Annotated in this window: 18 protein-coding genes; 6 read left to right on the top strand and 12 right to left on the bottom strand. The window is 44.2% G+C overall.

What is annotated here, in order from left to right; genetic code table 11:
• Nucleotides 1-2 precede the first annotated feature (2 nt).
• Both BLP33_RS19955 and BLP33_RS19950 read right to left on the bottom strand, forming a co-directional pair.
• On the bottom strand, nucleotides 3-860 hold the full coding sequence (locus BLP33_RS19955) for a methyltransferase domain-containing protein (RefSeq protein WP_090532418.1): 858 nt from the start codon (nucleotides 858-860) through the stop codon (nucleotides 3-5).
• Entirely contained in the window at nucleotides 853-2,607 is a 1,755-nt protein-coding gene (locus tag BLP33_RS19950) for an FAD-binding protein (RefSeq protein ID WP_090532416.1), read from the bottom strand. Before BLP33_RS19950 ends, BLP33_RS19955 begins: the two co-directional genes overlap by 8 nt.
• 71 nt (nucleotides 2,608-2,678) lie before the next feature.
• Between BLP33_RS19950 and BLP33_RS19945 the strand changes: the two genes are divergently transcribed.
• From BLP33_RS19945 to BLP33_RS19935, 3 genes are all read left to right on the top strand, one after another.
• Nucleotides 2,679-3,845 (top strand): DegT/DnrJ/EryC1/StrS family aminotransferase, encoded by a 1,167-nt coding sequence (locus BLP33_RS19945; protein ID WP_090532414.1) that lies wholly within the window; start codon nucleotides 2,679-2,681, stop codon nucleotides 3,843-3,845.
• 236 nt (nucleotides 3,846-4,081) lie between these two features.
• A complete protein-coding gene (locus tag BLP33_RS19940; protein ID WP_090532412.1) occupies nucleotides 4,082-5,017 on the top strand; it encodes a DUF6268 family outer membrane beta-barrel protein in 936 nt (311 codons plus the stop codon).
• 55 nt (nucleotides 5,018-5,072) lie between these two features.
• On the top strand, nucleotides 5,073-5,303 hold the full coding sequence (locus tag BLP33_RS19935) for a hypothetical protein (RefSeq protein ID WP_217633194.1): 231 nt from the start codon (nucleotides 5,073-5,075) through the stop codon (nucleotides 5,301-5,303).
• Between the two features lie 437 nt (nucleotides 5,304-5,740).
• Here the strand turns inward: BLP33_RS19935 and BLP33_RS19925 are convergent, their stop codons facing one another.
• From BLP33_RS19925 to BLP33_RS19910, 4 genes are all read right to left on the bottom strand, one after another.
• Complete coding sequence (locus tag BLP33_RS19925; protein WP_175490069.1) at nucleotides 5,741-7,249, bottom strand: carboxylesterase/lipase family protein; 1,509 nt, start codon at nucleotides 7,247-7,249, stop codon at nucleotides 5,741-5,743.
• A 13-nt stretch (nucleotides 7,250-7,262) separates the two neighbouring features.
• Nucleotides 7,263-8,861, bottom strand: a complete 1,599-nt coding sequence (locus BLP33_RS19920) for a S8 family peptidase (protein ID WP_090532407.1) — start codon at nucleotides 8,859-8,861, stop codon at nucleotides 7,263-7,265.
• 115 nt (nucleotides 8,862-8,976) lie between these two features.
• Nucleotides 8,977-10,650 (bottom strand): tetratricopeptide repeat protein, encoded by a 1,674-nt coding sequence (locus BLP33_RS19915; protein WP_090532406.1) that lies wholly within the window; start codon nucleotides 10,648-10,650, stop codon nucleotides 8,977-8,979.
• A gap of 60 nt (nucleotides 10,651-10,710) precedes the next feature.
• A complete protein-coding gene (locus tag BLP33_RS19910; protein ID WP_090532404.1) occupies nucleotides 10,711-12,462 on the bottom strand; it encodes a PQQ-dependent sugar dehydrogenase in 1,752 nt (583 codons plus the stop codon).
• 194 nt (nucleotides 12,463-12,656) lie between these two features.
• On the opposite strand from BLP33_RS19910, the gene BLP33_RS19905 reads away from it, so the two are divergent.
• The gene (locus tag BLP33_RS19905) at nucleotides 12,657-13,973 is read left to right on the top strand and encodes an amino acid permease (protein WP_090532403.1); all 1,317 of its coding nucleotides are present in this window, start codon (nucleotides 12,657-12,659) and stop codon (nucleotides 13,971-13,973) included.
• A 13-nt stretch (nucleotides 13,974-13,986) separates the two neighbouring features.
• On the opposite strand, the gene acs is transcribed toward BLP33_RS19905, so the two are convergent.
• Nucleotides 13,987-15,888, bottom strand: coding sequence for an acetate--CoA ligase (gene acs, locus BLP33_RS19900; protein WP_090532845.1), 1,902 nt, complete (start codon nucleotides 15,886-15,888; stop codon nucleotides 13,987-13,989).
• Nucleotides 15,889-16,385: 497 nt separating this feature from the next.
• Here acs and BLP33_RS19895 point away from each other — a divergent pair, with 497 nt between their 5' ends.
• Nucleotides 16,386-18,044, top strand: coding sequence for a glutamine--tRNA ligase/YqeY domain fusion protein (locus BLP33_RS19895; protein ID WP_090532401.1), 1,659 nt, complete (start codon nucleotides 16,386-16,388; stop codon nucleotides 18,042-18,044).
• 185 nt (nucleotides 18,045-18,229) lie between these two features.
• On the opposite strand, the gene BLP33_RS19890 is transcribed toward BLP33_RS19895, so the two are convergent.
• The 5 genes from BLP33_RS19890 to BLP33_RS19870 form a co-directional block, all read right to left on the bottom strand.
• A complete protein-coding gene (locus BLP33_RS19890; protein ID WP_090532399.1) occupies nucleotides 18,230-19,012 on the bottom strand; it encodes an enoyl-CoA hydratase/isomerase family protein in 783 nt (260 codons plus the stop codon).
• A gap of 5 nt (nucleotides 19,013-19,017) precedes the next feature.
• Nucleotides 19,018-19,437, bottom strand: coding sequence for a cobalamin B12-binding domain-containing protein (locus tag BLP33_RS19885; protein WP_090532397.1), 420 nt, complete (start codon nucleotides 19,435-19,437; stop codon nucleotides 19,018-19,020).
• Nucleotides 19,438-19,924: 487 nt separating this feature from the next.
• A complete protein-coding gene (locus BLP33_RS19880) occupies nucleotides 19,925-20,227 on the bottom strand; it encodes a winged helix-turn-helix domain-containing protein (RefSeq protein WP_090532394.1) in 303 nt (100 codons plus the stop codon).
• The gene (locus BLP33_RS19875; protein ID WP_090532393.1) at nucleotides 20,224-20,841 is read right to left on the bottom strand and encodes a hypothetical protein; all 618 of its coding nucleotides are present in this window, start codon (nucleotides 20,839-20,841) and stop codon (nucleotides 20,224-20,226) included. Before BLP33_RS19875 ends, BLP33_RS19880 begins: the two co-directional genes overlap by 4 nt.
• Nucleotides 20,842-20,906: 65 nt before the next feature.
• On the bottom strand, nucleotides 20,907-21,737 hold the full coding sequence (locus BLP33_RS19870) for a protein NO VEIN domain-containing protein (protein WP_090532391.1): 831 nt from the start codon (nucleotides 21,735-21,737) through the stop codon (nucleotides 20,907-20,909).
• Between the two features lie 118 nt (nucleotides 21,738-21,855).
• Here BLP33_RS19870 and BLP33_RS19865 point away from each other — a divergent pair, with 118 nt between their 5' ends.
• The gene (locus BLP33_RS19865; RefSeq protein ID WP_090532389.1) at nucleotides 21,856-22,674 is read left to right on the top strand and encodes a DCC1-like thiol-disulfide oxidoreductase family protein; all 819 of its coding nucleotides are present in this window, start codon (nucleotides 21,856-21,858) and stop codon (nucleotides 22,672-22,674) included.

The following is a 22,674-nucleotide window of genomic DNA, read 5'->3' as shown; positions in this document are numbered from 1 at the left end:
GCCTATATTTTGGTAAACAACATTAAGGTATTATCGGATGGGTCTTTATCTTGTAGTATTCGTTTACCGGCATCTTTAAATCCCGCCTGCTCAATAATGGCTGCCCATTCATCTGCGGACTTGAAGTTTTTAAAATCTCTGGCTTCAAACTCCCAGGTTTCGTTCAATCCCACATTAAATACCGTATGCACCAAAGAAACAAAGGTGGCCATTTCTGGCGTTTTAACATTATGGTCGCGGATAACAAACGAGCCGCCGGGCCGTAGGATTCGGTATATCGATTCCACAAACCCATCCAGCTTCGCTACCGGGCAGTGGTGTAAACCAATATAGCACGTAACCACGTCCAGGCTTGCATCAGGAATAGTTAAACTACTAATTGGGTTATAGCCATTAATATCCACAAAATTGCCCAGCTTGCCCAGCTGCCCCCGCTCCATAATGTCTCCCGGCGAATTGGTTGGCGCGAGATCATTAATAAGATATATCGGGCCGGTGACCTTGATTTCTTTTCTTAGCTGACTAATATAACGACCGGTAGAACCAATCTCGGCATAACCCGAGATCTGTTTAACATCGCCCAATAACCCCAGTGTTTGCCTGACTATTTCTTTTTTTTGCTTTTTAAGCGCTGGCAAGGCATAAGTCAGTTCTGATAAGAATGGCTTAATGCTTTTCAATTTGCTTTGAACTGATTTATAGATCTCCTCATCGGTTTTGCCTATGGCGGTTTCTTCTTTTATTAATTGATGGAATTTATCCTCGGGATACAAATGAAATATCACCTGCAAAAAGCGGTAAAAATCGTCGCTCCATTTGGTATCGTTAAATACTGCTTTAAATTCGGATGTATTAGCCATTGCTTGTGGGTTTTAATGGTTGATAATAGGTGTCCCAAAAAATGTTCCTGAATTTATAGTCAGGATCAAGCTTGGTTTTCAGGTCGAATAACTTTTGCGCGTTAGGATATGCTTTATGAAACTGTGCCGCGGTTGGATGTACCTGGTAAGGTAAATAATAAGCGCCGTTTACAGCAATTACGGCATCAGCCAGCTCACGGGTCCATACAGCAACAGCATGTTTAGATGCCGGATCTGTGCGTTGCTTGTAATAAACCACAAAAGCAAATACCTCTTCCCGTGCCCATGCCAGGTAGGTGCCCGGATCGGCTTTGGCATGTCTGATGGATACATTAAGCACGTTAACATTAAAACGGATAAATATTTCGGCCATGGCTTGTTCAAATTCCTCAAAGCGCTGAACAGGAACAAAGTATTCCAATAATACATAAGTGCTGTTGATTCGTGATTTGGGTTCCAGTTCGGCAACATCATAACCGGCTTCGTAGTTGCGCCAGTGGATCTTTTTGCCCCTGAACAGTAAAGGGTCAATTATAAACTCCCGGTAAGGCTTGCCTAATGGTCTTTCTGTAAACGCCCACAGGAAATACCGTTCCAGCGGATAGGATTCTTTCAGTGGCATCAGCCGGGTTTTAACTGTCGGCTTTTCGGTGGTTTCTATCCAGCTTACAGCTCTTAAACGCGTGTATTTTGGTGGGTAGATATCGCCGTTATGGAAAACTACCTGTGAATTATCGCGTATGGTTTTGAAGAAGTAATCTTTATATTCTTCAATTTTCATTTTTTTATCAATTCGTTTAATGGCCAGGTTATCGGCTAACTCGAGTTCGGCCTGAACGATAACGCCAATGCCATTATAACCGCCAATTGCGCCAAAGAATACTTCCGGGTTTGCTGTTTTAGTAGCATGCACTAACGAGCCATCGGCTAACACAACATCAATTGACCGTACTGATAAAACAACCGGCCCCATGCCCATATATCGCCCATGGGCATTAACACTCAATGCGCCGCCTACCGTGAAATTGGCGTAGGTTTGCATGACCTTGATGCTCAGGTCATACTCATCAATATATTGCTGAATATCGCACCAGCGGATACCCGTCTGTACTTTGATGAGTTTATCTGCTGCTGAAAACTCCAGTACTTTGTTCATTCCGCGCATATCAATATGCAGACTATGCGGGCTTGCTGTTTGTCCACCCATGCTGAAACGGCCGCCGCCTACGGAGATAGCGCCGGTAGCGTTTTTAACAATTTCGCAGATTTCTTCGACCGAAGTTGGACGCGCAATTTTACTAACCAATACGGGGTTCAGCCGGGTTACATCGTCAATAATACGCTCATCGGTTTTAAGGTGGGGGATCTCTTTACCTTCATCGTTTTTCAAATAATCTGGCGCCGACCCGGGTACCGGGCCGTATTGGTTTGGCGTATAATCCCCTTTTTTGAAACCTAACCGCCAGAATAACCATAATGGCCCAAGCACGGGTATTAAAACAGTAAACAGCCAATAGCCTGAATAGCCCTGATCATGCAGGCGCTTAATAGAAGTAGCTATAATGATCCAGAATAATAAAGGATATAGGATAAACGTAGCTCCTTCGCCAGCAAGCAATAAAAAGTTGTACAACACGTAAAAAGTGCACCAGTAAAACAGGGAAGCCAGCCAAAAAGCCCCTTTTGATAAGCGGCCGTTAAAAGAAAATAGCAGATAGGTTACAGGTAGTTTTTGTTTCAGGCGCATGGATGGTCTTGGCAATACGCTAATATATCATTACTTTCAATTATAATTATAGCCGCGTATATAGATGTAACATGATACCCAGAGGTAAATTATATATCAGCTATAAGAATTTGGTTGAAGGTGCTTATTACTGCCTTACTGATCGCTTTCGCTCACCAGGGCCGGATGTTGATCAATGCGCTAACGAAATGGTTTGCCTCTCGGTGAGAACTGGAATCGATCTGGTATTAAATGCTTTGAATTTTCCGCCGGGCTTCGAGATGATTGTTACTGATATCAATATCCCGGATATGTTCGCCATAATTAACTGGCACGAATTAACGCTTGTTCCCATCCCGGTTAATAAGTATACCTTAAATATGTCCCCGGCCCAGGTGGAAGCAGCAATTACACCTGCAACCAAAGCCATACTGATCACTCACCTTTTTGGCGGTATCATGGAAATTGAAGCGATAGTTGCCATAGCAAAAAAGCATAACCTTATTATATTTGAGGATTGCGCACAAGCATATGCCGGTAATTTATATAGCGGGAATCCCGCATCAGACGTAGTGATGTTTAGCTTTGGCTTTATTAAAACCAATACGGCTATTAGCGGGGCGATGATCAAAATAAAAGACCCGGGTTTGTACGCTGAGGTTGTTGCGCAAAATAGGCGCTACCATCAACAAAGTACTGCAGGCTATTTTAAAAAGCTTTTTAAAGTGCTGTTTGTAAAGCTGCTCACCAATAAAGGTATTTATACCGGGTTTTATAATTTAGTAATGGCTTTGGGAAAGGACTTTGAACAGGTATTAGGTGGCTTTACAAAAGGCTTCCCCGGCAACGATATTTTTAGACAGATCCGGCATCAGCCTTCCTCGCCAAATCAAAGGCTGCTCCGAAAAAAACTTGCTAACTTTGATCAAAATAGTATTACTAAAAGGATCCAATTAGCTAAAGATATTTTATCAAAGATCCCCGATAATTATAAAATTGGTTTTGAGAACAAGAGGCATTCTTACTGGGTGATGCCTGTTGAAACCCATAATCCGGATGCACTGATCAAACACTTGCGTAATAACGGTTTTGATGCTTCGCAAAAAGCATCAAGCTTAATCAAGTTGAGCGAGGCGGGCGGCGTTCCCAAACCTGAAGAATTAGCATTAGACAATCTTGTTTATTTACCAGTATATCCCGCTATGAGCGCAAAAGACCGTAATAAACTAATACAATTAATAATCAATTTTTCGCACTGATCTCTTCTTATGCTGACAGGTTGTGGTGCTTTAACGTTTTCCATAACTGGGCTTCAATTGCTTAACCATATCCCTGGCCGAAAGATATCCGTTTATTAATAAAAAATAGCCCGAACTATCCCACCCCACCCATCCAAATCCACTTTTAAAAAAATATCATCAACAGCAATGAGGGTAAAACGCTTCAGGCGTGTTTAAGAGACAAATTTAATAATCGTCTTAACAACACAAATGCTATGAAAGCAACATTCCCGATCTATCTTGTTATCTTTTTGATTTCGTTTAAATTTACTGCAGGCGCCCAGCAAAAAACGGCAACCAATGCCGATTCAGTATTTAAACCCAAAATCGGATCATTTGATGCCGGTTACTCCTACTCGCCGTTTACCGTTAAAAATAAAAACATGAACATCAGGCAAGTGAATGCTTCGCTCAACTTACCGCTGATAAATAATTTCAGGGACGGAAAGCTTGATTTTTTACTTGCCGGCGTTAGTTACAGCGGGCTTTCCTTATCCGGAACAGGAAAATCGTTCGGCGGTACTGATTTTTATTCTATTTCGGTGCCCATCACTTTTCAAAAATCGTTTTCTGCAAAGTACGCGCTGCTGGTGTCAGCAATCCCTACCTTATCATCCGACCTGAAAGATGTTTCGGGCGAAGACATGCTATATTCAGGCTTTGCCATGCTCAAGATCCGTAAGTCTAAAACCTTTTCCTACGCCGTAGGTGTGGGTTATTCAAGGCAGTTTTTTGGTACGATACTGCTGCCGGTTATCGGGATAGAATGGCAGATCAGCGAAAAACTGAGCCTTAGCGGCACCCTGCCCGTTTCCGAAAAATTAAAGTACCAGCTCAACGATAAAAGTATCATTGGTTTCAGCAGCGACTTTGGCATTGGCGGGGGCTCGTATCGCCTATCAAAAAAAACAGGGTCAAATTATTTACAGGTACAGCAGTATAAAAACACGCTTTTTTATAATTACCAGCTGGCTAAAAACTTTTCGGTACAAATAAGCGGTGGTTACAATTTTGTGCAACAGCTTGACTTGTACAACAAAGATCAAAAAGTTAACTGGGCACCATTTAACGACCTGAACAAACGTGTTCCCCTGGTCGAACTGAAAAAGACCGGCTTTACCGTCGAATCAGGGATCAGCTACCGGTTTTAACCCGAAGCAGGCGCAAGTATTCCTTATCAACGTATAACATCAATCAACCGCAGCAATGGAAACAACTATTAATTCAATGGTCGAGGTTTTTAAAACAAATGTTGAGGATCCGGCGCAGGCAGCAAAATTGGTGGGCCTGCTTCAAAAACGCATTACCAATAGCAGTGTAAATTTTGACCTGGAAGATTGTGATAAAGTATTGAGGATAGAGGGCCCGGATGTTTCACCGCAATCGATCGTGGGCATCCTTAAAGATTATGGCTACAAGTGCCAGCCGCTCGAATAAACACAAAGCCCGGATTATAACACTTGTATGCCTATTCGCTTGTCAAATAAACCCGAAGAGCTGTTAAAAAACAGATGAAACGCGTTATTGAGAAAGCATCAAGGCAATCTGAAAAAAGCCGTTATGGCATGTAAAATATATTTTAGGGATATTATGCGGGGCCGTGTTAGGGATTGCAGTGCAAAGCCCGCAGCGCGGATGGGGATTGCGGGCCGGAAAAGCGAGGACTTGTAACGTAAAGCCCGGGCCGCAGGCAACGCCCAAATCTATAAAGTCAATCGAAAACATACTTATAATCAATAGCTTACAATCATAAGGAACGAAGCAATCCCGAACTATACGGAGCAACTCTGCTAACCGGGGATTGCTTCGTTCCTTGCAATGACGGCTTTTTCAATAAGATTTTATCAAACCATTTTAAACTGCATCCAGGGTAATTATTTTAGCACAAAGCAGGAAGAAGGGTGGGCCCTGTCGTTGTAAATATCGTTAAGCTGCGTTGGTCCCGAAACCGTATCAAAAACCATGATATTGCTTTCGCCGGCTACAAAATGTGGCCATTGCTTATCATTAACCAGGCCCGGAGCTATGCCTTTTATAAAGTTTACCCAGGTTTGGTGTATTTGGTTAGCCAGTTTTAGTTCTGTATCGTTAAAGTTGTTTTGTTTAGGTAAAAACCAAACATAGCCTAATTCATCGGCATGGGTTGCACCGGTACCATCGCGCTTGTAATCAAAACGGTACATCCAAACGTGGCTGCCTGCCTGTGCTAATGTGTTAGCCAGCCGGTAGCTGTGCATCTGGTACATGTATTGGGTGAGTACTTTTATGGCGGCGCTATCTGCACTGCCATTTTTAGCCTCACTTTCAAAGTTCGATAAAATATAACGGTAATTATCACCAAACCAACCATATAGCACCGTGCTATCGGGGTGGTTGAGACGTTTATCAAAATTCATAAACATTTTACTTTCAAACTTATTGGTACCGATGAGGAAGCGTACTTTATCATTCCTGTTTTTGAGGATATATTGATATGGATCCTGCGAAATCACCGCGCCATCTATCACCGGGCCAAAATAGTTGGTACCCTGTGCCCCATTGCTGATGTTTGCTTGTGCTGCTATAAGTTTTTCGGCGGAGATTTTGAGAAGGTCGGCGGGTTTGCTAACACCCAGCTCGGTCATTAACCGCTGCCTGATGCCTTTAGCGGCAGCAGAATCCCGGATGCATTGCACGGCGCCGCTTTCTAAAATCTGCTGGTTGAAATAGCCTTTGGATTGTGGTGTTGCCAACAGGGCACTGGTGAGTTTTGCGCCTGCCGATTCGCCCATGACGGTAACCTTCGAAGCATCACCGCCCATAGCCGCAATATTTTGTCTGATCCATTTCAGCGCCATGATCAGATCGAGCAATCCATTATTGCCGGATGATTGGTAAGCTTTGTTTACATCGCCCAAATACATAAAGCCGAAAACGCCAAGGCGATAATTAATGGTAACGGTAACAACGCTGTCATCGTCGGCAAAAGCGTGCCCGTTCATTCCCATACCCGAGCCGCCTGTAAGCGAGCCGCCATGTACCCATACCAGCACCGGAAGCCTGGCATCCCTTGCTGTTGTTGGTGTATAAACGTTCAATGTCAGGCAATCTTCACTGCCTTTTAGTCCGCCTGTGCCGCCGCCCTGCGATGCCGGGCTTCCAAATTTTTCGCATGAAAGCGTGTCTTTCCATGCCGTCATGGGCTGAGGGGGCATAAAACGCAAAGGGCCAACCGGTGGTTTAGCATACGGGATGCCTTTAAACACCAGGGTTGGCCCTTCTTCGATACCTTTTATCCATCCACCTGATACTTTTGTTACAACTGTTTGGGCAGAGGTGGTAAAACCTAAAAATATGCCCAGTAAAAACGTGTATACCGGAATCAAGCGGATGATATTTTTCATAAAATGGTTGATCTTAATAAGTGGCAGCCAGCTGAAGCGCGTTATAAGCATTAACAACGCCGCCGGTTACACAAAGATCGGTAAACGGAACTTCTTTTTTAGTCTCTCCATCTTTAATCTCCACATTATGCGATATTTTTACTACCGATTTCATGATGATCTCCTTAACCTGTACAGCCGTTAATTTAGGATAATATGAACGGATAAGCGCTGCCAGACCGGTTACAACCGGTGCCGCCATACTGGTACCATCATGCTCGGCATAGGCTGATTTTGGTGTGGTTGAATTGATGGCTACGCCCGGTGCAAACACATCAACACTGGTTTTGCCATAATTGGAGAAAGATGCTTTCAGCGTTTCATCATCTTTAGGGCCCGATGCGCCAACTTCTATCCAGGCACCGGCTACGCCGCTTTTGTCCTCATAAATACGGTTAGGGACGTTCAGTTCAACTTCGGTGTTATTGTTGTCATTACCCGCGGCATGTACCAGCAACACATCCTTGCTTAAAGCAAATTTCACTGCTTCATCAACAGCTTTTTTATTGTACGAGTAACTTTTGCCGAAGCTCATGTTGATCACCTTAGCGCCGTTAGCCGCAGCATAACGAATAGCGTTTGCTACATCCTTATCGCGTTCATCGCCGGTAGGTACTGTACGTACCGACATAATAGCTACATCATTGGCCACACCCATAACACCAAGATTGTTATCCCGTATCGCGCCAATGATCCCGGCAACGTGGGTGCCATGATCAGCATCCGGGCCGGTTACGTCATTATTGCCGTAAAAACGCTCATTAGCATTGTTATAGTTATCGCCCACGGTATCCCTCGAATTGAAATTAAGGTTGAGGTGATAATCCAACTGCTCTTTAAAGTGAGTTAAGCCGCCGTTTACCTCTTTCTCCCTGAACTCGGCTACATTTTTAAACGAAGGCAGGGCGCTTACCAATACACGTTTAACATAGGCCTCGCCATTATCTTTAGGCTCAAATTTGGTGATATCATCAAGGCTTGGGTTTTGGTTGCCCAGCTTGGTCAGTACCCCATCAAGCAGGGTATTGAATTTATTGATCACCGTATAGGTTTGCTGTGCTTTGGCAACCTGCTTATCCATATCAGCTTTCATAGCGCTGTATGCTTTAAAATCGGCAAGGTCTTTCCCGGTAAGTTTCGTACTGTCGGCATTGGCAAAGCGGGCGTTGTTGATCCGTACAAGGCGGGTTAGCTCCAGGTTATCATAATGTACATCTCCCTTGGCCGAGCCAATAAAATCCCAGCCGTGCACGTCATCAGCATAACCGTTTTTATCATCATCCTTTTTATTCGCGGCGGTTTCTTGCGGGTTGTTCCAGATCACCTTTTTAAGGTCTTCATGGTCCACATCAATACCCCCATCAATTACGGCTACCAGCACGGTAACGTGTTTTTTGCCTTTTAACAGTTCGTTGTATGCTTTTTCGGTACTGATCCCAAATACAGAATCGGTTTTAAGATCAAGGTTTTGCCAGTTAGGTTTAGTTTTTGGAGCTTCCTGCGCATAAGTGAATACAGGTAAGCAAAGCCCGGCTACCAGCACAAGCTTTTTAAGCGGAAAATTGTTTATCATTAATACTTTCAGTAATAGTTTATAAGTACAAAAACTCTAAAGTAGGTTTTTAATTGTTTAAAAAATGTGCGGGTTTGGTGATTTTAACACGTTTTCAGGAAAAATATCTTGCTTGTCACTCTACTTTTTGCTCAAAAATATGTTCAATTATAAATTTTGATTCTTCTACGTAAACCTTTTTCCTGATCAGTTCCCGTAAATCGTCGGTGGCGCCATCCCTTATCTCATACTTCTTTTCTTTACAGGTTTTTATAAAACCTGTATACAATTGTTTCGCTTTGCCTGTTTCGCCTTTTGCAAGTGTGGCAAGCGCTATATTAAACATGGCGTAAGTGGCGTCATCCTGGTATTTCAGCGCCTTGTAAGAATATTTTATACAGTCATCAAACTTACCGGCGCAATAACATGACCACCCCAGGTTACCCAAGGCATTGGCATAGGTGCTGTCAATAGCTATTGCTTTTTTGGCGGCATCAATAGCTTCGAGGTAGTTACCCGATTGCGTATAGCTTAAATTGAGCCCAACATAGGCGTATTTATAGGTCGGGTCGGCCTTTACTGCTTTCTGATGATAAGTTATAGCTGTTTCATATTGCTTTTTCTGATAGTAGCAATCGCCTATCCTGTCGTATGGAAAAGGATATGATTTATCAATGCTGATAGCTTTTTGGAGATCTTTTATGGCATCGTCCAATTTATCTGCGTAATAATAAGCGTCGCCGCGATCAACATAAAAAGTCCGTCGGTCGGGTTCCAGGTTGATGGCCTGTGTATACAGACTGATAGCTGTTTCGTATTCGCTCCTGTCACAGTAAATATCACCTTTCAGGTTATAGCCATCACCATCGTCGGCATTTTGGTTAATATGCTGATTGATAAAATAAAGGGCGCTATCAGGCATATCCATATTTTTGTAGCACCTGGTGAGGTTGTAGTAAGTCCAACTATAATTGGGCTTTAACCGTAATGTCAATCGCAGATCAGTTGCTGCTTCCTTATATTTTTCAAGGTCGATCAGGCAGTCGGCCCGGTCATAATAAAGTACAAAATAGCCCGGGAAAAATTTAATGGCCTGGTTGTAATCAGCTATCGCCTTGTCAAGCTCATCAAGATTATAATAGCACTTAGCCCGCATCTGGTACGCATGGGCATACTGTGGCCATACCGCCAATATTTGATCACAATACGTTATACATTCGTGGTATTTATGTTCATCAAACAACATTTCTGCTTTCATTGTGTTGGTCGAAATCAATCCCGGGCTGTCCTTTAGCAATCGGTTCAATTCAGTACCTGCGGCCGATTTTCCTTTAAATGACGCGGTAAGTAATTTTAATCGTTTAGCAAAAACGGTGTTAGGGGCATTTTTAAAAAAGCCGTCTAAAATTTTATCGGCATTTTTATCGCCGGGCTGTGATGTGAATACCAATTTAAAAAAATCTTTCCCCAGCTGTTTTTCCGCAGGCGAAAGATTGCTATTGTCAGCAATATCCTTAACAAGGCTAAAAACTTCATATCCCTGATAGGGCATGATCCGTGTTACATCTTTTTGTAAAGTGATGTTTTTAATGCTTTTGGATAGTAACATCATTCCTTTATCAATGCTGTCTTGTCTGAAACAGGTGATAGCCTCTTTTAAATTGGATGCATAGTCGCTGATCTGATAACCAGGTGCGGTTATTGGTACAGAAATTTTTTTACTGGAAGTATCCGCCGGTACTAAAGCCCAGGTGGTTAAGGGGCCTAAAATGAACAGCCAAAAAGCTATTGGTTTGAATGATAAGGTCATGCTATAAAAATAGCATATCCGGTTAATATTAAAAAATGGAAATGGGTTGCCGGTTTAATCCTATTTACCCAGTTCAGCCCTAACCTTTTTTACCTCAGCCGCGGTAACCAGGCTGCTGTTATTACCAAAATTATTGCGGATATAGGTAAGTACCGCCGCGATATCAGCATCACTTAAAAAATTATGCTTGGGCATGGCGCTGTTGTAAGGCCTGTTTTTCACCTTGATAGGGCCATCCAGACCATTAAGCAGTACCCTTATAGCGAGGTCTTTTTCCATAAACTTACCACCGGTTACCCATTCAGATCCGCTAAGCGGCGGGATCATATTACCATCGCCCCGGCCGTTTTTTTGGTGACAGTTGGCACAATAGGTATTGTAAATTTTAGCGCCGCCTTTGAGCATCCCGGTTTGCAGATCGCTCTTTAAAACATCGGGCAACCTGAAACCCGGCAGTTTTTTACGGAGCTCCATTTTGGCCAGTTCGGCCTTGCCAAACCCGGCTTTGTTACCCGTATAGGAAATTTTCCAGATCTTTCCTTCCTCTGTTTCGCTGATGTATAAGGAGCCATCCGGACCCATGGCCAGCCCCATTGGCCGGTAAGCCGCGTCACTTACACTTACTACCGTGTTTTTTCCGGTAAAGCCATCGGCAAAAATTTCCCATTGCCCAAAAGGTTTGCCGTTTTTAAAGGGTACAAAGCATACAAAAAAGCCAGCCTGCGGATAAGGCGATCTGTTGGTTGAACCATGAAAGGCAATGAAGGCCCCATTTTTATATCTTGCCGGGAACTGATCGCCGGTATAAAAAAACAGGTCGTTGGGGGCCCAGTGCGCGGGGAAAGCCATAATAGGCTGGGTGTATTTAGCACCGTTGCCGGCTTTTATGCCATCGCCGCCATATTCGGGGTTCAGAAGTTTTTTCTTTTTAATAGGATCGTAATAATAATATGGCCAGCCTACATCAGTGCCCTTTTTTACTTTTATAAATTCTTCGGCGGGCAGCACAGCGCTTTGCCAGGCACTGAATATTTTAGGGAACTGCAGACGCAGGTCGTCGCGACCGTGGGCCACCACATACAGGCAATTATCGGCAGTATTCCAGTCCATAGCAACAACGCTGCGCATACCTGTGGCATAGCGGATACCATCAGCCTGTACTTGATTAGGTTTAGCCTCATCAAACTGCCAGATGCCCCCATATTGCTGCAGCAAGGGGCAGCCCTTGATCCCTTTTGAACCGGGCACCCTGTTTTGCTCCTGGCAGGCGTTTGAGGGCGCGCCAAATGCCACGTACATGTGCCCGGCATTATCAAAGGCCAAAGGTTTGGCGTCATGCTCATGCGGGGCGGCAGCATCATGCAAAATCAATTCCAGGGGGCCATCGGGCACCAGCGATTGCGGATTTAATTTTGTTCGATAAACATTTGCCTCCGAGCTGAAGTACAGGTATCCTTTATGTACCCTCATGCCTGTGCCATAGGGACCTTTGTCTTCATAATTGGCAAACTTTTTAATGATGTCAGCCCGGCCATCGCCGTTAGTATCACGCAGGGCAACGTTGCCGCCGATAGAATCGGGGAAGCGGAGTTTTACATAAACATCGCCATTGGTGTTCACCGCGATATGACGTGCGCGGCCTTCCAAACTATCCACCACCACAACCGCTTTAAATTTGCCGGGCAGGAATAAGCCGCCATTGGTGGTGTCAGCAGCAGGCGGTACAGTGTTATGGCCTATATTTTTAAAACTGATAATCAACAGTGCACACAGCACCAGCATCACGCCGGTCATAGTTTTTTTGCTTTTCATTTGAGACGAACAGGTTATCTAAATGCAGGATTGGTATTAAACGGCAATGCCCTGCTATAAAAGCGATTTTGCAGGTAAATGTTTAGGAAGATTCATTTTTATTGGCTGAGAGACTAAATATTATAACATGGGCCGGATGTAAGGATATCATGTTATCCCAAAAAATCCTATCTTTTCAACAAAACAAAAGATCCATGCCCGAAACTCATCCCGAAAAAAACAAATTAGGCCTGTGGACCAGTACTTCGCTGGTGATTGGCAATATGATTGGCGCAGGTATTTTCCTGATGCCGGCGGCTATGGCTTCGTTCGGGAGTATTGGTTTGCTGGGCTGGGTGTTCTCGGCAATAGGCTCGTTCTTTTTAGCCCGGGTTTTCAGTAACCTGAGCAAGCTGTTGCCCCATGCTACCGGCGGGCCGTATGCCTATACCCGCGACGGGCTGGGCGATTTTATTGGATTTTTAGTGGCCTGGGGATATTACCTTGCTGTGGCCTGCGCCAACGCGGCCATTACTATTTCGTTTGTGAGCGCCTTAAGTACCTTTTTTCCAATATTGGGAAGCAGCAGTGTTATTGCTGTGATTACCGGTTTATGTTCTATCTGGTTATTAGCTTATATCAATACATTGGGCGTCGTTACCGGCGGCAAGCTGCAATTGGTTACCACCATTTTAAAGGTGTTACCACTGTTGCTGGTAGCTATCGGCGGTTTGTTTTTCATTAAGGCGGCCAACTTTAAACCTTTTAACGCCAGCGGGACAGGCATAGTCAGCGCCCTGCAGGCAACCGCTACCATGACTATGTTTGCGTTTATTGGTATTGAAAGCGCCACCGTACCGTCGGGCAGCGTGGCCAATCCCGAAAAAACAGTGGCCAGGGCAACCATGCTGGGGCTGCTCATCACCACCTTTATCTATATACTGGGGAGTGTAAGCGTTATCGGTATTATCCCGGCGGCGCAGCTGCAAAAATCACTTACGCCCTATGCCGATACCGCGGTGATCATCTACGGCAGCAGCGCCCGCTACTGGGTAAGCGCAGGTATTGCCATCGCCGCTTTCGGCTCGCTGAACGGCTGGACGTTATTGCAGGGGCAAGTGCCTTATGCCATTTCAAAAGATCAACTTTTCCCGCCGATATTCAGCCGCACTAATAAAAAGGGTGTACCTTATATGGGTATTATCATCAGCAGTATCATGGTATCACTGTTCATGACCATGAATTATACCAAAGGCCTGGTAACACAATTTAAATTCCTGCTGCTGCTTTCGCTGTTGAGCGTTTTGATCCCCTATTTGTTATCGGCAGCGGCTTACCTGGTTATCCGGGTACGAAAAAGCCCAAAGGCAGGCGGCTGGGCCGGAGCTATAGCACTGGCTATGCTGGCTTTTGCCTATGCGCTTTGGGCTATTGCAGGAGCCGGGCAGGAGGCTGTATATTACGGCTTTTTACTGCTGATGGCCGGGATCCCGTTTTATGTTTGGGCCGCATTCACAAAAAATGCGAATTAGTTTTTCTTAAATATTATAAGGCCCCTGCCTTGATCTCGTCAACTACTGCCGGATCAAGCAAAGTACTGGTATCGCCCAGGTTTGAGGTATCGCCCTCGGCTATCTTGCGCAAAATGCGGCGCATGATCTTGCCCGAACGGGTTTTTGGCAAGCCGGTTACAAACTGGATCTTATCAGGCTTGGCTATCGGGCCAATGATACGTGATACCGTCATGATGATGTCCTTGCGGGTAATGTCCTCATCGCCATGCTTATCGGGGCTCACCACATAGGCATAAACACCCTGGCCTTTAATGTCATGCGGATAACCCACCACCGCCGATTCAACCACGCTGCTATGCATGTTGATGGCATTCTCCACTTCGGCAGTACCTATACGGTGACCTGATACGTTCAGTACGTCATCCACGCGACCGGTAATGCGGTAATAGCCGTCCTCATCGCGCAGACAGCCATCCCCGGTGAAATACATGTTTTCGTAAGTGGCGAAGTAAGTGGTGCGGCAGCGCTCATGATCGCCATAAGTAGTGCGCAGCATGCCCGGCCACGGAAATTTGATACACAGGTTGCCGCTTACACCGTTGCCTTCAATCACTTTGCCGTTTTCGTCAACCAACACGGGTTGCACGCCTGGTAATGGTAAGGTAGCATAACCCGGTTTGGTTGGGGTAATGCCGGCGATAGGAGAAATCATGATACCGCCATTTTCGGTTTGCCACCAGGTGTCAACAATCGGGCAGCGGTTTTTCCCGATATTGTCATCAAACCAATGCCATGCTTCTTCATTGATAGGCTCACCTACAGAGCCTAATTTTTTGAGTGAGCTCAGGTCTTTATTATTTACATTGTCCAGCCCAAAACTCATCAGTGAGCGGATAGCTGTTGGCGCGGTATATAATATGTTTACTTTGAATTTATCCACAATCTCCCAGAAACGGCCACAATCAGGATAAGTTGGGATCCCTTCAAACATCAGCGTGGTAGCGCCCTGCGAAAGCGGGCCATATACGATATAAGAGTGACCGGTGATCCAACCGATATCGGCAGTACAGAAATATACCTCGCCCTGGTTGTACTGAAATACGTTGGCAAAAGTATAACCGGTATAAACCATATAGCCGCCACAGGTATGTACCACTCCTTTGGGTTTACCGGTTGAGCCAGATGTGTACAGGATGAAGAGCATATCTTCGGCATCCATTACCTCGGCAGGGCAGCTTGGGTTACCTTGTGTTTCCACTTTTTTGATCTCATCTTCCCACCAAACATCGCGGCCTTTGATCATGGATACCGGCGTGCGGCTGCGGGTAAGCACAATCACTTTTTTAACCGAACGGCATTGTACCAAAGCATCATCAATCACAGTTTTAAGCGGTACTTCTTTGTTGCCGCGTTTACCGCCATCGCAGGTGATCACGATGTTACACTCGGCATCGTTGATCCTATCGGCAATGGACTGTGCAGAAAAACCACCAAACACTACTGAGTGGATAGCACCGATACGTGCACAAGCCAAAACAGCAATAGCCAGCTCGGGGATCATGGGCATATAAATACAAACACGGTCACCTTTTTTTGCGCCGTTATTTTTAAGTACGTTGGCAAACTGGCAAACCTTATCATGCAACTGGCGGTATGTTAAAATGCGGTGATCCTCTTCCGGGTCGTTAGGTTCCCAGATGATGGCCGGTTTATCGCCAAGAGTTTCGAGGTGACGGTCGAGACAGTTTTCGGTAATATTGAGTTTTGCACCCTGGAACCATTTGATCTTAGGCTCCTTAAAGTTCCAGTCCAGTACGGTGTCCCACTTTTTTTGCCATAAAAAATTATCGGCAATGCCGGCCCAAAACTGCTCGGGCTGCTCAACACTTTGCTGGTAAACTTTTTTGTACTCTTCAAATGATGTAATTTTCATCGGTTGGTTGTTTGGTTGATGAAGCTGTTCCGGGTTTAAATTGTTTGTTTTTTTGTTGCCCCGCACCAGTTTCATGCTGGTTTAAATGGTGGGCGTAATTTAATAATTTATGTGTGATGTATATATTAAAATTCTTACTTTTTAAAATATTTTAAAAAGTAAGAATTGGACTATTGCAGGCTTTAGATTTTGGTATTGTTATTGGTTTGTGCAGGAGGCGCGTTAGGGATAGAAGTGGAAAGCCCGCAGCGAACGAGGGGGAGCGTAGGGGCAATGCGAGGACTTGCAACGGATAGCCCGGGCCGCAGGCAACGCCCATGTTATAAACCCGATTGGGAGGCCATCTCCTTGCATTGGATACCCGAGGTGTGGGACGCCGATATATCCGGCATGGCTTCCTGTTTTGACTGGCCAATAATACACAACCGAATATGCTATGATAATGCGCACAGCCGCCTAAAATTTTGTTACTTTTGCTCATATTGCTATACTAATTTATGAGCGAAGAAAGATCACTGAACTTTATAGAGGAAATTGTTGAAGAAGATTTGGCTGCCGGTAAAAACGACAACCGTGTACTTACCCGTTTCCCGCCCGAACCTAATGGTTACCTGCATATTGGTCATGCCAAGTCAATTTGCCTTAACTTTGGTTTGGCAAAAAAATACAATGGCCTTACCAACCTCCGTTTTGACGATACCAACCCCGTTAAGGAGGATGTTGAATATGTTGACAGTATTAAGGAAGATGTAAAATGGCTTGGCTTTGATTGGGCCAATGAGCTTTATGCTTCTGATTATTTCGATCAGCTGTATGCCTTTGCCGTTGAACTGATCAAAAATAACCTGGCCTATGTTGATGACAGCACAGCCGAAGAAATAGCCGCCCAGAAAGGTACGCCTACCGAACCGGGCACACCAAACCAATACCGCAGTCGCTCAGTAGAGGAAAACCTGCAGCTGTTTGCCGATATGAAAGATGGCAAATATCCTGACGGTGCGAAAGTACTGCGTGCAAAGGTTGACCTCGCGTCGCCCAACATGCACCTGCGCGACCCATTGATGTACCGTATTAAACACGCTCATCACCATCGTACAGGCGATAAATGGTGTATTTACCCCATGTATGATTTTGCTCACGGACAATCGGATGCTATTGAGGAGATCACCCACTCTATCTGTACGCTGGAGTTTGTACCTCACCGTCCGTTGTACGATTGGTTTATTGAAAAACTGAATATTTTCCCGTCAAAACAATACGAGTTCGCCCGCTTAAACCTGAACTATACGGTAATGAGCAAGCGCAAATTGCTGCAACTGGTTAACGAAAACTATGTTGATGGCTGGGACGATCCGCGTATGCCTACCATCAGCGGTTTACGCCGCCGTGGTTATACCCCTGCTTCTATCCGTGAGTTTTGCGAGCGTATTGGCGTTGCCAAACGCGAAAACATGATAGATGTTGGCTTGCTGGAGTTCTGTATCCGCGAGGACCTGAACAAAACCGCATGGCGCCGTATGGCTGTGCTTGATCCGGTTAAGCTGATCCTGGATAATTATCCTGAAGGCGAAACCGAAGTGATGCATGGCGAAAATAACCCCGAAGTTGAAGGCGGCGATGGCGGCAGGGATATCCCTTTCGGCCGTGAGTTGTGGATAGAGCGTGAGGATTTTATGGAGGTTGCACCTAAAAAGTTCTTCCGCCTGGGTATCGGGCTGATGGTTCGCCTTAAAAACGCTTATATCATTAAAGGTGAAAGCATTGTTAAAGATGCCGATGGTAATATCACCGAAATTCATTGCAGCTACCTGCCCGAATCAAAATCGGGCCATGATACCAGCGGCATTAATGTAAAAGGCACCATCCACTGGGTGAGTGTTGAACACGCCAAAACTGCCGAGGTGAGGTTATACGACCGTTTATTCCAGGTTGAAGACCCTTCAAATGAGGATGGCGACTTTAAAGATTATATCAACCCTAACAGCCTGCATGTATTATCAACCGTATACATTGAACCAGATTTAGTTAATGCCGAGTTAGGCAAGCCGGTTCAGTTTATGCGAAAAGGCTATTTTACTTTAGATAAAAACTCGACTGATGATAAACTGGTGTTTAACCGCACCGTTACATTGAAGGACGGTTGGGGTAAAAAGTAATCACCCCTGGCCCCCTTAAAAAAATCATGTCATTGCGAGCGTAGCGTGGCAATCGCACGGAAGAATATCCGCCCTGTATAGCATGCGATTGCTTCGTCGTTCCTCCTCGCAATGACATGTTTTTTGTGTTCCGGACACCCGTGACGACAACAACGGCATAGCCTTGAGTTTTCCGCTTTTAGCTTCTATTCTCCTTTAAATTCAGCCTTCCGTTTTTCCATAAAGGCTGCTACGCCTTCTTTAAAATCTTTTGTGCCGAAGCATTTGCCAAACTCGGTTATTTCAGTTTCATAGCCATTAATACCATCGGTATAAGCGGCATTAATACTGCGGATAGCAGCAGCAAGCGCTAAAGGGGCACGGGATAATATTTTATTCAGGATCTCTTCGGCTTTAGTTAATAGTTCTTCGGGGTTAACTACGTGGGTAACCAGGCCATATTGAAGGGCATCGCCCGCGGTGATCATATCTGCGGTCAGGATCATTTCCATCGCTTTGCCTTTACCAACCAGTTGGGTAAGGCGTTGTGTACCCCCATAACCGGGGATCAGGCCTAAAGTTACTTCAGGCAGGCCCATTTTAGCATTGTCAGATGCTATGCGGATGTGGCAGGCCATGGCCAGTTCGAGCCCACCGCCCAAAGCAAACCCATTTACCGCCGCTATTACAGGCTTGCTGCCGTTAGCTATTAAATCAAAAACTGCGGTGTGGCCAGTACGCGAAAGCTGTGCACCCCCTTCAATATTCAGCGCTGCAAACTCACTGATATCAGCCCCGGCAACAAATGCTTTTGGTCCGGCTCCGGTAATGATGATACCACCAACCTCCGGATTTTGGAAAGCCAGGGTAAAAGCGCTATGCAGTTCGGCCAGCGTATCTTTATTAAGAGCGTTCAGTTTGCTTTCGCGATTAATAGTGATTTGTTGAACGCGGCCCTTGTTTGTTATCAGTAAATTTTGAAATTTCATAGATATTAGAAATTGCGGTGTTCATGTACCCAAGCGGTTATATATTTTACAATATCCTGCGTGCTGGTGCCGGGCGGAAAAAGCTCGCCAACACCCAGCTTTTGCAGCTCAAGCATATCTTCATGCGGAATAATACCACCGCCGGTAACCAAAACATCATCCATTTTTTTCTCTTTAATGAGATTAATGATGCGCGGAAATACCGTCATATGCGCGCCCGAAAGTATAGAAATGCCAATGGCGTCCACATCCTCCTGCAGGGCTGTATTCACCACCATTTCGGGGGTTTGGCGTAGCCCGGTATAAATAACTTCCATACCTGCATCGCGCAGCGAAGTGGCAATAATGCGCGCGCCGCGGTCATGGCCATCGAGCCCTACTTTGGCAACTAAAACACGGATTGGTCGGTTAAAGGTATTACTCATGAATAACCTATTGGTTTTTGTAAAAGTAATAAGAAAATTATGGAAGTTTATTTATGTTTCATGCAATGTAGGGAAACCTCATAATTCAATCCGTTTTACCAATTTTATACTAAAAAATTTCTACACAAATGCTTTACAAGCTCTCCACAATTAATCGAATTACACGAATATTAAATTGATTCAATTCGTGTAATTCGATTAATACGTAAAAATTAGTGTAAAATTTTTCATTTATTATTTTTCAATCCGCATGTGGTTAAAAGCGATTGCCCTGTCTCGCAAAGGCGCTAAGAAGCAATTTATTATTGTTTAATAGCTGGTGACTTCAAAAAGGCCGGACCCCTCCATAAAAGAAGAGCCCGGCAGATATAGTGATTAGGATTAGGCCAAGTTTAACTGTGCTATCTTTAAATAGAATTGCTTTAAGGTTTTTCATGTCTTATAAATTAAAAGTACTTTGTAATTCAAAGTTTATGAATAAAAAAAATTACATTTTTTGTTGTTTGATCAAATTTTCGAGGGCAAGGAGGTGCAATTTGAAGGCGGCCCGGCCTTTTTCGGATGCCAGGTAACGTGTATTGGGTTTGCGGCCGATGAAAGTTTTCTCCACCTGAATGTATTCTTCCTTCTCCAGCGCTTTCAGGTGCGACGCCAGGTTACCGTCGGTAAGGTTAAGCAATTCTTTAAGCGAGTTAAAGTCGTAGCTTTCATTAGCAACCAATACGCTCATGATTTGCAGGCGGATGCGGTTTTCAAAGGCTTTATCAAACTGATCTAATGATATCTTCACTTATCGTATCTAAAATGCATTACAGTACCATAAATAATGTGGAGCAGACCGAAACCCACGCTCCAGAAAATTAAGCCGTAACCCGGCATTACAGCACACAGCAAACCTAATAAAATCTCCAATATCCCCAAGCTCCTAATACCCGAATATGTATAATGACTGCCTGCAACTAACGACATGCCATAAAAAATCAATGTAGCAGGCGCCACAACACCATAATAACCACGATAAACAAGTATAATAGTAAATAAACCGCCGCTTACCAGTGGGATTGCCATATTAATGAGCAGGCGTTTGCTGCCGGCGCTCCAAAATGGCTGACCGTTTTTTTTAGCTTTGCGTACCGATAACCAGATCCCCGTGCCAATGGACAATACAAGCACCGCAATTGCCACGATAAATAATTTTATGATCAGCAATTCTTCATTGTAAGTACGGCGCTCCCTGAGGGTAGTATACTCGCCCTGCAGCAAACTGTATCCTATGCCGGCGCCGGCGAAGGCATAGATGCCCGCCATCACACCCGAAAGGCCGCTAAGCGAAATAAACTTGGCCGAACGTTCCATCAGGTCGCGGATGGAACTTAACTCTGCATGAATATCTTGTTCTTTCATCAAAAGTACTTTGTTGTTCAAAGTTAAATATAAGATTTGATTTTGCAAGAGGGGACAGGAAAAGTTTATCGAATTATTTTATAAAGTATGGCTTCCCGTTCACCTAATTCATCTACATCATTCAAAACCCTAACTATGCCTTCCTTTTTTTCGAGGTTTGTGATATTAACTAAGTAGATATATGCTTCCCTGGGATTCGATTTAAATGTACTAAGTTCATTACTTGTGAGATATATTTCCCCTGTATTATTTACGTTCGATTTTACTTCTATAAATCTTACCTTTTTATTGAAATCACTATAAATATCAAACCCAGCGTTAGCGTTTATTTTAGAGGTATGGGTGATATAATTCAATGGTGAGCTTGCCCCAAGTTTCAATAGCCTATCTGCTTCGTAAGTAATAGCAATTTCTTCGCCTGTAGCACCTATCCGTTTCTTAAAGTCTAATAAAATCTCCAATTCATCTTGAGTTATTGACCTTTTATTCTGCGCTTTTACTTTTTTTAGAAGCTTTGCTTCGATGGTTAAAAAGTTGGCATTATAGATATTATAATGTGGAAAAAAGGATTCAATCCATTGCTTGAATGCCTTTTGAATGTTTTTTGCTATTCCCTCATATGGCTCCCATTGTCTATTGACCACTTTCTCAATATGTTTTTGGGTTTTACCCCCATCAGTCTCACGCCGCTTTCCTGAAAGATAATCATCGCTTGTAATGTCCTTGAACGCACAAAATTTTGACAACCCGAATAAATGTTGTTCTCCTATAATTGTGTGGACAAAATATAAAGGTTTGTTTCCAACCATTTTTCTGTGATAAATGGGCTCCTTATTAAATTCAATTAAAGATTGAACCAATTCAGTTTCATCGCGGATAAATTTATAGGTTGTCATACACTAAATATCGGTGAAATAATATGTTAAATATGTAGGGTAGTGGTTAATTTAAATTTCAGTATTTATTGAAAGTTTAAAATATATTGTATATTTGTTTCAGAAAACACTGAAAGTTATGAAAGCGCTCAAGAACCACATGATCCTGTTTGATGCAGAATGCCCGATGTGCCGTGCTTATACTGGTGCCTTTGTAAAAACAGGGATGCTTGATGCTGATGGCCGCGCTGCGTACCAGGAAGCACATGCAGGTACCTGCCCTGTTTATGACAGGCAACGGGCTGTTAACGAAATAGCCTTAATTAACCTGAAAAGCGGCGAGGTTACCTACGGTGTTAAAAGCCTTTTCAAAATAATTGCCAATACCTGGCCTGTATTTACTCCCTTATTTGCTTTTAAACCATTCATCTGGCTCATGAGCAAGGTTTATGCTTTTATATCATACAATAGGAGGGTAATTATCCCTGCTGCCGAAACCGGCTTCGAATACCAGCCTGCGTTTAAGCTGCATTATCGTTTATTGTATTTGCTTTTCACCTGGTTTTGTACAGGGTTTATCCTTACCGCTTATGCACATCTGCTTAGGGGGATTGTTCCTTTAGGCAGCCCCTATCGTGAGTACCTGATTTGTGGCGGGCAGATCCTTTTTCAGGGAGCAGCTATATGCAGCTTTGACCGCCGTAACCTGTGGACCTACCTCGGCAACATGATGACCATCTCTTTTGCCGGCAGCTTATTACTGCTGATGGGGTTGGTTGTAAATCACTTTTTTCAATTCGGCCCGCTGATTTACACCCTGTATTTTATGGCGGTAGCAGGTTTAATGCTCCTTGAACACGTCCGCCGTACCAAATTGCTTGGGCTTGGCTGGGTGCTCACCGTTACCTGGGTAACTTATCGTATTGTTTTATTATTACTTATTTTAAACCTTAACTGA

Source organism: Mucilaginibacter sp. NFR10 (assembly GCF_900100445.1).
Taxonomy (GTDB): Bacteria; Bacteroidota; Bacteroidia; order Sphingobacteriales; family Sphingobacteriaceae; genus Mucilaginibacter; species Mucilaginibacter rubeus.
The sequence above is the reverse complement of the archived record's forward strand: the minus strand, read 5'-3'. Positions and strand labels throughout refer to the sequence as shown.